9 protein-coding genes and 1 CRISPR repeat array are annotated in these 14,227 nt (G+C 39.6%); of the genes, 5 read left to right on the top strand and 4 right to left on the bottom strand.

Annotated features, from left to right (window positions below; translation table 11 throughout):
- Positions 1–8: 8 nt before the first annotated feature.
- Positions 9–3,698: direct repeats of the CRISPR family, unit length 28 nt; unit sequence GTTCACTGCCATGTAGGCAGCTTAGAAA.
- Between the two features lie 5 nt (positions 3,699–3,703).
- Positions 3,704–4,963: an MgtC/SapB family protein gene (locus tag BEN71_RS12975; protein WP_068975381.1), complete on the bottom strand. Its 1,260-nt coding sequence runs from the start codon at positions 4,961–4,963 to the stop codon at positions 3,704–3,706.
- Between the two features lie 172 nt (positions 4,964–5,135).
- On the opposite strand from BEN71_RS12975, the gene BEN71_RS12970 reads away from it, so the two are divergent.
- The 4 genes from BEN71_RS12970 to BEN71_RS12955 all read left to right on the top strand — a co-directional run bounded on the left by BEN71_RS12970 (position 5,136) and on the right by BEN71_RS12955 (position 9,698).
- Positions 5,136–6,893, top strand: a complete 1,758-nt coding sequence (locus BEN71_RS12970; RefSeq protein ID WP_068975380.1) for a GspE/PulE family protein — start codon at positions 5,136–5,138, stop codon at positions 6,891–6,893.
- A gap of 147 nt (positions 6,894–7,040) precedes the next feature.
- Positions 7,041–7,400: a NirD/YgiW/YdeI family stress tolerance protein gene (locus tag BEN71_RS12965; RefSeq protein ID WP_068975379.1), complete on the top strand. Its 360-nt coding sequence runs from the start codon at positions 7,041–7,043 to the stop codon at positions 7,398–7,400.
- Positions 7,401–7,603: 203 nt separating this feature from the next.
- The gene (locus tag BEN71_RS12960; RefSeq protein WP_068975378.1) at positions 7,604–8,275 is read left to right on the top strand and encodes a response regulator transcription factor; all 672 of its coding nucleotides are present in this window, start codon (positions 7,604–7,606) and stop codon (positions 8,273–8,275) included.
- A gap of 64 nt (positions 8,276–8,339) precedes the next feature.
- Entirely contained in the window at positions 8,340–9,698 is a 1,359-nt protein-coding gene (locus tag BEN71_RS12955; protein ID WP_068975377.1) for a sensor histidine kinase, read from the top strand.
- Positions 9,699–9,871: 173 nt separating this feature from the next.
- Here BEN71_RS12955 and hemP read toward each other — a convergent pair whose 3' ends face one another.
- A complete protein-coding gene (gene hemP, locus BEN71_RS12950; protein ID WP_004721884.1) occupies positions 9,872–10,042 on the bottom strand; it encodes a hemin uptake protein HemP in 171 nt (56 codons plus the stop codon).
- A gap of 140 nt (positions 10,043–10,182) precedes the next feature.
- Here hemP and BEN71_RS12945 point away from each other — a divergent pair, with 140 nt between their 5' ends.
- The gene (locus BEN71_RS12945; protein ID WP_068975376.1) at positions 10,183–11,094 is read left to right on the top strand and encodes an NUDIX domain-containing protein; all 912 of its coding nucleotides are present in this window, start codon (positions 10,183–10,185) and stop codon (positions 11,092–11,094) included.
- Between the two features lie 39 nt (positions 11,095–11,133).
- Here the strand turns inward: BEN71_RS12945 and BEN71_RS12940 are convergent, their stop codons facing one another.
- On the bottom strand, positions 11,134–11,703 hold the full coding sequence (locus BEN71_RS12940; protein WP_068975462.1) for a tetratricopeptide repeat protein: 570 nt from the start codon (positions 11,701–11,703) through the stop codon (positions 11,134–11,136).
- A gap of 79 nt (positions 11,704–11,782) precedes the next feature.
- Positions 11,783–14,176, bottom strand: coding sequence for a penicillin-binding protein 1B (gene mrcB / locus BEN71_RS12935; RefSeq protein ID WP_068975375.1), 2,394 nt, complete (start codon positions 14,174–14,176; stop codon positions 11,783–11,785).
- Positions 14,177–14,227 lie beyond the last annotated feature (51 nt).

Below are 14,227 nucleotides of genomic sequence, written 5' to 3'. Positions count from 1 at the left end.
AAATTACAGTTCACTGCCATGTAGGCAGCTTAGAAAAGATAGACAAAAGTTAGAAGGTTGGGCGGCTCGTTCACTGCCATGTAGGCAGCTTAGAAAAACATAAAGTTTTGCGCCTTCGTTATATTTATGTTCACTGCCATGTAGGCAGCTTAGAAATTACACTGCTCAACAGCATCTAAGAAGTTTTTGTTCACTGCCATGTAGGCAGCTTAGAAATCCCAGGCAAACTGCATTTCTGCGAGCTTTTTGTTCACTGCCATGTAGGCAGCTTAGAAAATACAGATCATGACAACAAGTTCGTTGATATTGTTCACTGCCATGTAGGCAGCTTAGAAAATCTGGCCGAGTCTTAAAACGTATTCGCGCATGTTCACTGCCATGTAGGCAGCTTAGAAATGGTAATTGCAGATAACAACGACATGGACCCAGTTCACTGCCATGTAGGCAGCTTAGAAAAGTTGAGCCAAGTACAATTTTGCATGAGTTTCGTTCACTGCCATGTAGGCAGCTTAGAAATGTGCAAGCGCATTAAATACACGTGCAATGTCGTTCACTGCCATGTAGGCAGCTTAGAAAATGCGACTTTGCTTATAAAGAAAACTTGCTGGGTTCACTGCCATGTAGGCAGCTTAGAAAGTGTTGCTGCTGAACTTAGACGCGGCACAATTGTTCACTGCCATGTAGGCAGCTTAGAAACATTACTGATTTGAGCGCCTTTCGGGAAAGGTGTTCACTGCCATGTAGGCAGCTTAGAAAAAGCTTTAGACCAATCCAACATACGAGCTAAAGTTCACTGCCATGTAGGCAGCTTAGAAATGAACCATCAGTTGCTCGGATCTCTTTCAATTGTTCACTGCCATGTAGGCAGCTTAGAAATCTTAATGCCTGAAAAGGACGAGTTTCCAAAAGTTCACTGCCATGTAGGCAGCTTAGAAAATATGAAACATGACAACTGGGACATAGCTCTTGTTCACTGCCATGTAGGCAGCTTAGAAAAAATCTTTATTTCCTCGTTCATTTTGAGTTCCGGTTCACTGCCATGTAGGCAGCTTAGAAATGATAGTGCTTGTGGTTTAAATCGGCTTAATTGTTCACTGCCATGTAGGCAGCTTAGAAAACCAAGGACGCATAAAAGGTGTCGGTGTGGACGTTCACTGCCATGTAGGCAGCTTAGAAAGTTGAAGTCGATTTCCACGAGCTTTACAAATGGTTCACTGCCATGTAGGCAGCTTAGAAATGCATTCATTGTTAATCTGATAGAAACGGCAGGTTCACTGCCATGTAGGCAGCTTAGAAACTTCAAAAAACCCTATGATTTTAGAATTATCTAGTTCACTGCCATGTAGGCAGCTTAGAAATAATTAAAACATTTTTTGCACCGTTATAAAGTGTTCACTGCCATGTAGGCAGCTTAGAAATTTACTGGTCATCACTATTTCAGACCGTTCGAGTTCACTGCCATGTAGGCAGCTTAGAAAAAGTAATGGCGAAAGCCAAGGCAGAAACAATAGTTCACTGCCATGTAGGCAGCTTAGAAAGCAATGATCAAAGCAATAAAACCGAGTAATTGGTTCACTGCCATGTAGGCAGCTTAGAAATGTTGTTTGTCCTAATCCAAAAGATTTAAAGCGTTCACTGCCATGTAGGCAGCTTAGAAAAGCAGGAATCTCTTTTTTAAAAGACTTAAGCAGTTCACTGCCATGTAGGCAGCTTAGAAAATCAAGCAAGGATTGAGTTGCAACAGCTAAAGGTTCACTGCCATGTAGGCAGCTTAGAAAGCAGGAAGTAACTCAAGCAAATAACTATGTTGGTTCACTGCCATGTAGGCAGCTTAGAAAGCCGTGAAAGGGCGACGCTCCTGACTGTAAATGTTCACTGCCATGTAGGCAGCTTAGAAAGCTTCAGTTGTTAATTTCATTTTTGTATTCCTGTTCACTGCCATGTAGGCAGCTTAGAAAAATGTACATATTTACAGAGCTAGGGAGAGAAAGTTCACTGCCATGTAGGCAGCTTAGAAATACAGTTAACATGTTTACTAGTATTTATTTGTGTTCACTGCCATGTAGGCAGCTTAGAAATATGCGATTTTGTAGTTAAACTGCGACTGAGGGTTCACTGCCATGTAGGCAGCTTAGAAATGCTTCACCATTTGCGCCACAATGCACGTTCTGTTCACTGCCATGTAGGCAGCTTAGAAATTTAATCCTCAAATTACAACTCATTATATAAAGTTCACTGCCATGTAGGCAGCTTAGAAACGACCAAAAAAAACGTATGAAAGAAGAAGCAAGTTCACTGCCATGTAGGCAGCTTAGAAATCCAAACATAAATTAAATTTTTTCTTTTTCCTGTTCACTGCCATGTAGGCAGCTTAGAAATGCGAAGCATGAAAAAGTCCACGTTCTCTGGTGTTCACTGCCATGTAGGCAGCTTAGAAAAAGGTGGATGGAAAAAAGCACGTCAAGAGCAAGTTCACTGCCATGTAGGCAGCTTAGAAAGAACATTAATGAAGAAGGCGAGATGTATTATGGTTCACTGCCATGTAGGCAGCTTAGAAATCGACTGCAGGTTCAAACTTTTTTGATTGAGCGTTCACTGCCATGTAGGCAGCTTAGAAAATGGTCAGGCGGTCGTAAAGGCAAGTTGGCAAGTTCACTGCCATGTAGGCAGCTTAGAAATAATAGTTTCGCCTTGCCCATTGTAGCGCTCAGTTCACTGCCATGTAGGCAGCTTAGAAAATACAATATTTTATTCACTTTCCACCCACCCCGTTCACTGCCATATAGGCAGCTTAGAAATCAATTCTTTCCTTTGTTTCAATTATAAAGTCGTTCACTGCCATATAGGCAGCTTAGAAAAATGGATCCTACTTCAGGAGCAATTGGTCAGGGTTTACTGCCATATAGGCAGCTTAGAAATTCCACTTCTGAGCCAAAACCTGAAAAAGTACGTTCACTGCCATATAGGCAGCTTAGAAAAAGACGGCAGTTGTTGGTTAAAGTCAATTTCTGTTCACTGCCATATAGGCAGCTTAGAAATTCACCATCAGAAAGCAAAGCCGACAATTCCGGTTCACTGCCATGTAGGCAGCTTAGAAAATTTTCTCCAAAGTTCAGCATTCTTGGTGTCGGTTCACTGCCATGTAGGCAGCTTAGAAAATTGCTTGATATGAGAGAAAAGCCAATCCCAAGTTCACTGCCATGTAGGCAGCTTAGAAATTATGCTGACGCATAAACATTGGATGGTGTGTGTTCACTGCCATGTAGGCAGCTTAGAAATTTATAAGTCAACCCCACCAATGGGGGTGCTTGTTCACTGCCATGTAGGCAGCTTAGAAATCAAGAAGTAGCAGACCTTGTTAAGCAAGAATGTTTACTGCCATATAGGCAGCTTAGAAAACATTGCGGGCAATGGTCGTCAATTGTGGCGTGTTCACTGCCATATAGGCAGCTTAGAAAGCAAATTGTTGAGAGTGGTAATACACCACAGGGTTCACTGCCATATAGGCAGCTTAGAAAGCGCTCTTTGGATCAATCCTCGGCTTGTTCCTGTTCACTGCCATGTAGGCAGCTTAGAAAAACTAAATGAAAATCCGCCCGCCATTTACGCTGTTCACTCCCATGTAGGCAGCTTAGAAAATTGTGGTAAGTTCCACGAAATACAGGTGTAGGTTCACTGCCATATAGGCAGCTTAGAAAAACCACTACAAATTGAGCATCCAGAAAAAAATCAGGACAAAAATCGTCATATGCAAAATTTGAATCGGAGCAAAAACTAAAGCAAAACGTGTTCCACCTGTAAGGAGAGCATTGACCGATTTTGCAATTGCGTGTGCGCCCAAACCAAGTCCAAATGCCCAAGCTAAAACTGAATTACTAGGCTCGCCTTGAATCACAATTGTTGAAAGCGCGCCATGAATTTCAAACAAAGATGCCAAAAGCGTTCCCGCAATTAACCCAGCATCACCAAGAATAACATTCAGCCCATAGACACCCGCTTGAATCACCGTTAACGAAATAACAATAATCGCAGCCTCTTTTAAACTAAACATCCGACTGTCTGACTGTTGAACACTTTCTAAAGTTTGAGAACTGCGCATGAACCATACCGAGAAAATGATCAAAATCAACATGGCAATAAGGCTTGGAAGAAGAATGACTTTAAACCACGACAAACTTATCCCAATGACAATAATCAAAAGTTGTAAAAGTGTTGCCACACAAGACATCAATGCTGCACCAGCATTGGCTTTTGCATCAGCACGACCATTACGAACCTCTAAACCTAAACTTGCAATCGTTGCAGTACTGGAAACAAAGCCAGAAGCCAAAGAGGAGAGCATCATGGCATTTTTTGAGGACAATAAACGTTTGGCAATATGTGCAAGAGCTTGAACAGTTAAAATTAAAGTGAGTAATTTTAAAATGACATAAGGATTGAGCACTGAACCCCAAAACGGTTTGTTTGGAGTTAAAGGTAACGCAATTAAAAGCAAAGCCAGTAGAAAAATACCATCCCTAAATTCTGCTTCGGTAATCCATTTTCCAGCAATCCCGTGCATAGAATGTTTGGTCATGAGTAAAATCGTTAAAATAACGGATAAACCTGCTGCATAGGAAATATTCCACAGACACATTGCCCCGATAAAATAAGTCAAAACAAACGCAATTTCAGTGGTAACCCCAGGATCATCAATCTGATTTTTCAGTGAATATATTGCAATGCCCGTCACAGCGAGTGCGCCAATAATGCCGAAATAGGGACCAAAAATAAAACAAACCGCGCCCAATAGCGCACAAATTGCAAAAGAACGTAAACCTGCAAAACTATGCTGATTCTCACGTTGTTTACTGCGTTCACGCTCTAAACCAATCAAAAGTCCGCAACCCAAAGCCGCAGCAATGATCGTCAAAAAATCTGTATAAGAATTAAGAGATAACGGATTTAATGATATAAAATTCATAGCTCTCCCCAAATAAAACCATGAATTAATTAAGTCTTTTAAATGTATAACAAAGTTCATAAAAACATAAGCTATTTTTGAGTTTATTCAAAAGATGAAAGGAACAATAAAAATTCAAGTGATATAAAAGCTAATTTTGCTATAGTAGTTCTAGTTTTGGGGATAGATAACAATGCAATTTAATTTTGAAATCGATACAGCTTGGTGTTTAGAACAATTATTAAAAGATGAGCGTATCACCGAACGTGAAAAGTTATTGATTCAAACTACACACCGTCAGCGTGAGCAGTTGAAATGGCATCCTCTGCAATGGATTGCGCATTTTAAATTGCCTGATGCCAAAGATCCAATCAAACGATTAACACTCACAGCATTGAGCGAATGGTTAGCAGAAAAAGCCCAGATCAATTTATTTACTATTGATCCATTAAAAGCAGATGTGACTTCATTAACCAGTGTGATGTCACAAGAATTCGCATTGAGAAATAAAATTCTTGCCGTGGAGGTGAGTGCGGATAAGATTCTGATTGGTACAGCACAACCATTTACCACCGATTGGATACATAACTTAGAACGTAGTTTAAGCCCGAAGAAAATTGAAAAAGTTTTACTCAATCCTGAGCAGTTACAGCGTTATTTGGTTGAATATTATCAAGTTAGCCGTGCAGTGAATAATTCACAAAAATCAGGGTCTTATGATAAGGAAAATAAAGGCGTAGAAGCGCTTTTACAATTGGGCGATACGCAAAATCCAGATGCCAATGATCAACACATTGTAAAACTCGTCGATTGGGTTTTGCAGTTTGCATTTGAACAGGGTGCAAGTGATATTCATCTTGAACCACGTAAAGAAAAAGGAAAAATCCGTTTCCGTATCGATGGGGTGTTGCATACGATTTATAACATGCCTGCCAACACACTCACTGCGGTGATTTCACGAATTAAAATTTTAGGTCGAATGAATGTTGCAGAAAAACGTAAACCGCAAGATGGTCGTTTAAAAACGCGTACACCAAAAGGGCAAGAAACAGAACTGCGCTTATCAACATTGCCGACAGCATTTGGTGAAAAGTTGGTGATGCGTATTTTTGACCCTGAAGTTTTGGTTCGTAGTTTCCAACAATTAGGTTTTGATGAACATCTATTATCGCAGTGGCAAGCACTGACACAACATAGTCATGGCATTATCCTCGTCACAGGTCCAACAGGATCGGGTAAAACTACCACGCTTTATTCATCGCTCAAGCAATTAGCGACTGAAGAAGTCAATGTTTGCACCATTGAAGACCCGATTGAAATGTTAGAGCCGAGTTTTAACCAAATGCAGGTCAATCAAGGCATTGATCTTGGTTTTGCCGATGGTATTCGTGCGCTGATGCGACAAGACCCTGACATTATCATGGTCGGGGAGATTCGTGACCAAGATACGGCAAATATGGCGATTCAAGCGGCACTAACAGGTCATTTGGTTCTATCCACTTTACACACCAATGATGCGCCCTCAAGTTTGACGCGTTTACATGATTTGGGCGTTCAGCCATTTTTAACAGCTGCAACCATTCTAGGTGTTTTGGCGCAACGACTCGTTCGTAGACTGTGCCCAAGTTGTAAACAAGAAACTTTTATTAATGAACAAGAGTGGAAACATCTGACTTTTGGTTATCAGACCAAAATGCCTAATTTTGTCTATAAAGCTGTAGGCTGTGAAGAATGTCGTCATACAGGTTATAAAGGGCGTGTTGGGATTTATGAATTTATGCCAATCAGCCTTGAAGCCAAACAAAAGATCAGTGCCAATGCCAATTTGGATGATTTAAGACAGCAAGCGAAGCAAGAAGGGATTGAACCGTTACGAATTTCAGGGGCACGTAAAGTTTTAGAAGGCGTGACGACTTTAGAAGAAGTGTTAAGAGTTGTGCCGTTGAATTAGTTTTTGAATGAGTTTCTAGGATTTACGTTTAAAAGTGGAAATTAAAATTTGCATTTAAAATTGAAAATGAAGAATTCCTAAGATTCACCTCATGTTGATTTGTTTAAATAGCTTTATCGAAATAACAAACAGCAATGAGGTAAGAAGATGAACTCAATTTCTAAAACAATTTTAGCAGCAGGTTTAATTGGTACAGCGACATTTGCAGTTGCAAATACAGCGGTCAACCAATCAGCATTGACATCGAGCTTAACCACGGTAAAACAAGCTTTGACGTTCAAAGATGATACCAAGGTACAACTGCGTGGTCATGTAGTAAAAGCGACTGGCGATGAAAAATATCAATTCCGTGACAGCACAGGTACGATCACTGTCGATATTGATGATGAATTATGGCAAGGCAAACCGATTGCGCCAAATACAACAGTTACGTTGATTGGTGAAGTAGACATCGACTACAAGCCAACCAAGCGTGTTGAAATAGATGTGGATGCTGTTCAGTTTTAATTCATTCACAGCCGATTGATTCAGTCGCAAAATTTATTTAACAAGATTGATTTAAAGCGTCTGTAAACTAAAACCACATGTAGATACATGTGGTTTTTTCGCTTTAGCCCAAGCATTCAACAAGTTCCTACAGATTTATTTTTTAAATTATTTTATAAAAGACAGAGATTCCCTGATTCATTAACCCATTAAATAGGTACTTTATGCGTATCTTGCTTGCAGAAGACGATAGCTCACAGGCTGAAAGCATTAAATCTTGGTTAGAAATGGATGGTTATAATGTTGATTGGGTAGAACGTGGTGATCATGCCATTTTAGCCATCGAACAGCATCAGTATGATTGTGTGCTTTTAGATCGTGGTTTACCCAAAGCGACTGGAGATGAAATTCTACAGCGACTTAAAAAGCTTTATCCAGATACACCTGTGATTTTTCTCACAGCAAGAGATACCATTCAAGATCGTGTCCAAGGTTTGGATTTGGGTGCAAATGATTACTTGGTTAAACCCTTTAGCCTTGACGAATTATCAGCCCGTGTCCGCGCCCAACTGAGACAGTCGCAGTCGAGCAATGTCAATGAAATCAAATATGCCAATTTGGTACTAGATCCCCAAGCAAAAACTGTTTTCCAAGATCAGCAAGCTGTGGCTTTAACAGCAAAAGAATTTCAAATTTTATATAAATTGATGCAAAAACCTGAACATGTGGTGACGCGTGAGCAGTTAGAAGAATCTTTATATGCTTGGGGCGATGAAATCGAAAGTAATGCCATAGAAGTGTATATCTATCAATTACGGAAAAAAATCGGTAGCCATTTGATTAAGACTTTACGCGGTTTAGGTTATCGAATGAATCAGAATACGACACAAGATTGAATCTGTTCAGCACCTTGAACCATAAATTCATCCACAACTCATTTTGGTATTTAAAAAGGCAACAATGACCCAAGCAATTTCGCTCCGAAAAAGACTGATAAAAACATCCATGCTCAGTTCGATTGTGGCAGGGTTGCTTGCGTTATTGCTTTTGGTGGGGATTTCGATTTATCACACCATGAAAGTCCAAGATCAAATCATGGATGAAGTTGCAGATATGCTGTTGAAGTCTGATCTCAGCCAAAACTCAGGTTCACAACTGGATGAATTGAGTGATGAGTTTGATATCCAATATCAATTGGTAAATGGACAACAGTTACTAACAGATTCAACTGAGTCTGCCACAGATGAAATTGATACAGAAAAAAAGCATGTAGCACAGAAACGAATGATCACAGACTTACAAAATGGCTATGACATTGTATGGATCGATCAACGTTTGCAACGAAGTTACCAAGCGACAGATGATGATTCAAAATTAACGGTGAACATGCTACAACCGCTCAGTGTACGGTTTAAAGATCTCACTCAGAGTTTCTTTACTTATCTTGAAGTATTGTTGGGTTTGTGGGTTGTGCAATGGGGCGTTTTGCATTTTTCAGTTAAAAAACAATTCAAGTCGATTCAGCAACTTTCCAATGAAATTGCAGGAAAAAATGCCCAAGATTTATCGATCATTCAGCAACCACAACCAGAGTTTCAAGAGCTGCAACCAATGGTCAATCAGCTCAATCAGATGTTAACTCGTTTAGATCAAGCACTCAGCAATGAGCAACGATTTACTGCGGATGCTTCACATGAATTACGTTCGCCACTTTCTGCGATTCAAATGCGCTTGCAAGTGCTGAAACGTAAATATCAAGATTTACCTGAGTTACAACCTTATTTAGACAATATCCAACAAGATGTTCATCGTGGTACACAAGTACTCGAAAATTTATTACTTTTGGCACGTTTAGATCCAAGTAATGACAGTGAATTAGCCAAAACGTGGTTGGATTTGGAAGCAATCACGCAAGAGGTTTTACAGACTTTAGCGTCGCAATTACGTGAAAAACAGATTCAGCTTCACATTGAAAATGAACAAGTAAAAGTATATGGCAATGAGGAACTACTCTTCATCTGTATCCGTAATTTAATCGACAATGCGATTCGTTATACGCCTCCGCAGGGAAATATTTACATCCATCTTGGATATTTAAACAATTGGGAAGTTTTTGAAATAGAAAATGATGGTGAGGGTATTCCTCCGGACATTTTAAAACATTTGGGAGAACGCTTTTATCGAGCTTTGGGTACGAAAACGCAAGGTTCAGGTTTGGGATTATCCATTTGTAAAAAAGTTACTGAGTTGCACCGTGGACAGATGCATATTGAAGCTTCGGAGCATGGAGGTTTAAAAGTGAGTCTTTATCTTCATTAGTTTTTAATGTTTTTATTCGATTTATCCAACGGTTAGTGTTTTTTGATCAGTATTTTAAAAAATGGCGAGTCTTGGAGGAGAATATTTGAAATGTATTAATACTTAAAAAAGCAGCATGCGCTGATTCATACTGCTTGTTCCCACGTTTTTTGTTTTAATTAAAATTCTTATAATTATTTGGTCAATATCAGACGATTGTTACGTGTTAAACGTAAACGATATTCTTCTCCTGCATGCATAATGCGAATTTCACGACCTAGTGCAAATAAATTGTTTGAATGTAACATCGGTAATGATTGGTGAGCTTCAGTATTACGAGTGAATAGGCTAAATGGTGCGTTCATTATTGTGACTCCATGTGGGGTGCTGTCTAAGTGATTTAAATGATAATCATTATCGAATAGCTCTGTCAACGATAATTTTTATCATTTATAAATTTTCTATAATTGCTTACAATTCTATAAAATTTCAGGGATTCGTTTAGATGTCTAAACCTAGTGTTCATGTGGCAATCGCCTTATTATTTCACCGTGGAAAAGTTTTGGTTGGATGGCGCAATGCAGATCAACATCAGGGCAATAAATATGAATTCCCAGGTGGTAAAGTTGAAGCAGGGGAAACACCTGTTGAAGCATGTCGTCGTGAGATTTTTGAGGAAGTAGGAATCGGCATCCAACAGTGGCATGTGTTTGATGTGATTCATCATGAATATGAAGATATAGAAGTATATTTACACTTGTTTCATGCACAAGTTCCTGAGAAATATCTCAATGATATTCAAAAGCCGTGGACGTGGTATCGCCGTGATCAATTATTAGAACTGAATTTTCCTAAAGCCAATCAAGCGATTGTTCAGCGTTTGTTTTGGGCACACCAGATTAAAATTTCATCTGAGATTATTACACTTGTTGAAAATACTGGCGCTGATTTAAATCACAAACTTTTTTATTTCCGAACTGAGGCAGATCAGACTGCAATTGATCAAATTCAACAATTAGATGATGTAGCTTTGTCTAAATTGATTGTCAATGTCGATTTGTGGGAACAACTATCTGAACAGATTCAGAAAAAGGTTTCAGCAATCCATTTCAAACATGATCAATTGATGGCGCAAATGGCAGGGCAATTACCCACAGGGATTCGATGTATCGCAGCCTGTCATGATTTAGTTTCTTTACAAAAAGCACAGGTGCTTGGCTACGATGCTGTGATTTTAAGCCCTGTTTTAGCTACTGAATCGCACCCTGAAGCACATGGTCTGGGATGGGATACATTTGCAAGCTATGTAGAAAGTATAGATATTCCTGTTTTTGCATTAGGCGGTTTGAAGCCGAATGATTTAGAGATCGCACAGCAACACGGTGCTTATGGTGTTGCAGGGATTCGTAATTTTTAATCGTGTTATGGAAGCATGAGGAATATTGAAAAAATGATATTACAAACTTTGTAAATGTCTTAATGCTTCTGCAATGATTTGTTGATTTTTCTGCTGTTGTGCGGATTGTAGAATAACATTCCAAAACACTTTCTTTTGCGTGGTGCTTTGTGCATAACTGAGTCCACGACGTGCTAAAGATTCAGCATTGGCATATTGCTTCTTTTGATTGGCGATACGCGCCAAATATGCAAATACATCGGCTGATTGGGGTGCAAGACGTTGTGCATTGAGTGCGAAGCGTTCAGCTTCATCCCATTGACCTTTTTGAAATGCAGATTGAGTTTGTTGCAAAAGCTGTTGAACAGCAGGAATATTTTTCCCATCATCAAATGTTTGGTTTTGAACTTTTTGTTGCGGAATAATCACTGGAGCTTGTTCACGTTTTATTTCAGGACGTTCATAAGGGGTAATTTTCACACCATCAGGTGTCGGAACACCTTGTTTGTGAGGTGTGGTTTGTTGTTTCTCTATCGGCTTTTTAGGATGGTTGCTTTGTTCGGGAACAGTTTGGCAGCCAGTCACCACGAATATCGTCAATAACGTGGTGACATAACCAATCTTAGGCATACGAGCGGTATAACTTTTCATATCAACAACCATCCAAAAATCAATTTAGGTGTCCAATTTCAAATATTAGTTTCTAATATCAATGACTATAACTGCCACTTGAAATCACACGACCACGTGAGTCTTGATCCATGCTGTCTTCACTTTCACGGATATAGTTGTCCATACTATCGCTTGATTGCGCTTGAGAGCTGTTTTGTTGTGTATCAGGTATGTACTGCGGTTCAACTTGGTAATGTGAAGCACCGCAGGCATCAGCACGATTCGGTACAGTATGTCTAAGCAATGGAATATACATTGCACCTGCACAGCCTTGCGCGGAAAGTTCACCTGTTCCAGAATTAATCCATTGCCATGAAATATCATCAGTTTGACGCAAATTCACAGGTTTTTGACGCAATTGTTTCATGACATTGGTCCAAACAGGTAATGCTCCTGATGAACCCGTTAAGCCAGTTATTTTGTTATTGTCTAAGCCTAACCACACCACCGCCAAGTGATTACCTGAATAGCCTGCAAACCATGAATCACGGGTATCATTGGTCGTGCCAGATTTACCTGCAAGTTTCAATTCAGCAGGGAGGCTCGCATACGCCGCACGCCCTGTACCTGAAGACATCACTTGTTGTAAGCCAAAATTCAGTAAATAGGCTGTAGAGGGATCAATGGTTTGCTGTACATTTAATGCAAAACGTTCAAGTAAGCGACCATTTGAGTCAACCACGGTTCTGATGGCTTTGGTTGGATATTTAAATCCACCTGTTGCAAAGTTACCGTAAATACTGGTCATTTCCATTGGTGACATATCTACAGCACCGAGGAAAATCGAAGGGTAGTTTGGAATTTTTGAAGTTACGCCAAATTTAGTCAAATTATTGCTAAATGTTGAAATACCAAATTCATTCCCCAAGCGTACAGCAGATAAGTTGTAGGAATTTGCCAAAGCTTGTGACATTGGGACAAAGCCATAGCCACTACCACTGTAGTTTTTCGGTGTCCAAGACTTATTCCCATCGGTTGGAATACTGATTGGCGAGTCTTCAATTTGCGATGCCCAGTTATATCGACCAGACTCCAAAGCACTTAAATAAATTACTGGCTTGAGTAATGAACCAACTTGACGTTTCGCATCTACAGTTCGGTTAAAACCAGTGAAATCTTGTGTTGAGCCAACAGCTGCAATCAATTCACCATTTTCAGGACGAGTAATGAGTACTGCACCTTGTAGGTCTTTCAAACGAGCAGGATTTGAACTAACTAAACGTTTTACTGTTTCTCTAAAACTATTTTGAACACGTGTTTGTGCAATCGGGTCTAAAGTTGTAAAAATTCTCAAACCTTGATTGGTCAAATCCGTTTCTTGATATTCAGTTTTAAGTTGACGACGAACAATATCTAAAAAGTCAGGGAAGCTGGCATTGCCAAGTGATGGTTTACTCACAACATTGAGTGGACGAGCAATTTCTTTTTCATATTGCGCTTGGTCTAAATAGCCCATGACCAACATATTGTTCAGCACAATATTACGACGCTTTTTCGCACCCTCAGGATTTTTCCAAGGATTAAATAAAGTTGGGCCTTGTACTAAACCAACCAAATAAGCTTGTTGGGAAATATTGAGTTCGCTTAAAGGTAAACCAAAATAGAATTGTGATGCCAAACCATAACCATTGACAGAATAGTTACCACTTTGACCTAGATTCACTTCATTTAAATAAGCTTCTAAAAGTTCATCTTTACTATAGTGAAGTTCAAGTAGCAATGACATCAGCGCTTCATTGACTTTACGTTTTAGCGTTTTTTCAGGGGTTAAGAAAAAGTTTTTCACTAACTGTTGAGTTAATGTTGAACCACCTTGACGCTTACCACCTGTCACGTTACTGACTAAAGCGCGAGCTGTACCACGGAACGAAATACCATGATGTTTATAAAAATTACGGTCTTCAGTGGCAATTAACGCTTCAATCAAAGGTTTAGGGACTTTGTTGAGCTTAATTAACACACGGTCTTCATTATGCTGTGGGTAAATGCCACCAATCAACATCGGTTCTAAACGTGCAATGCCAGTATTGGTCGGTTTAGTTGCTTTGACATCTGCAACCGTATCACCAGTAAATGAAACTTGAAGCACTTGTTCAGGATCTACGCTGTCGCCAAAATCGAAACCACGAGTATGGACATAAACAGTGTTGGGTTGGGTAACATAAGTTCCTGATTTGGTATAACTATCACTGCCTTTATAGCCGAGTAGTTTTAATTCTTGTTCAAAATCAGACTGAGCGATAGGCGCAGTTGCATAGATTTCTAAAGGTCGAGCAAATACTTTCGCAGGAATATCCCAACGGTTTCCTTCAAATTTATCTCGAATCACATTGTCGAGGCGAATTAAGTAGACGCTAAATGCGAGAAATACAGCAATAACCAATACACAAAAAATCAGTGCAATTAAGCCTATACCACGTTCGGTCTTCATATATAGATGATAATACCCAATTTATTTTCGCTAATCATGCGAAGCTTTTCT

The sequence above is a fragment of the Acinetobacter wuhouensis genome, assembly GCF_001696605.3.
Classification (GTDB): Bacteria; Pseudomonadota; Gammaproteobacteria; order Pseudomonadales; family Moraxellaceae; genus Acinetobacter; species Acinetobacter wuhouensis.
Note: the sequence above shows the minus strand (reverse complement) of the source record. Positions and strands in the feature narration are given on the sequence as shown.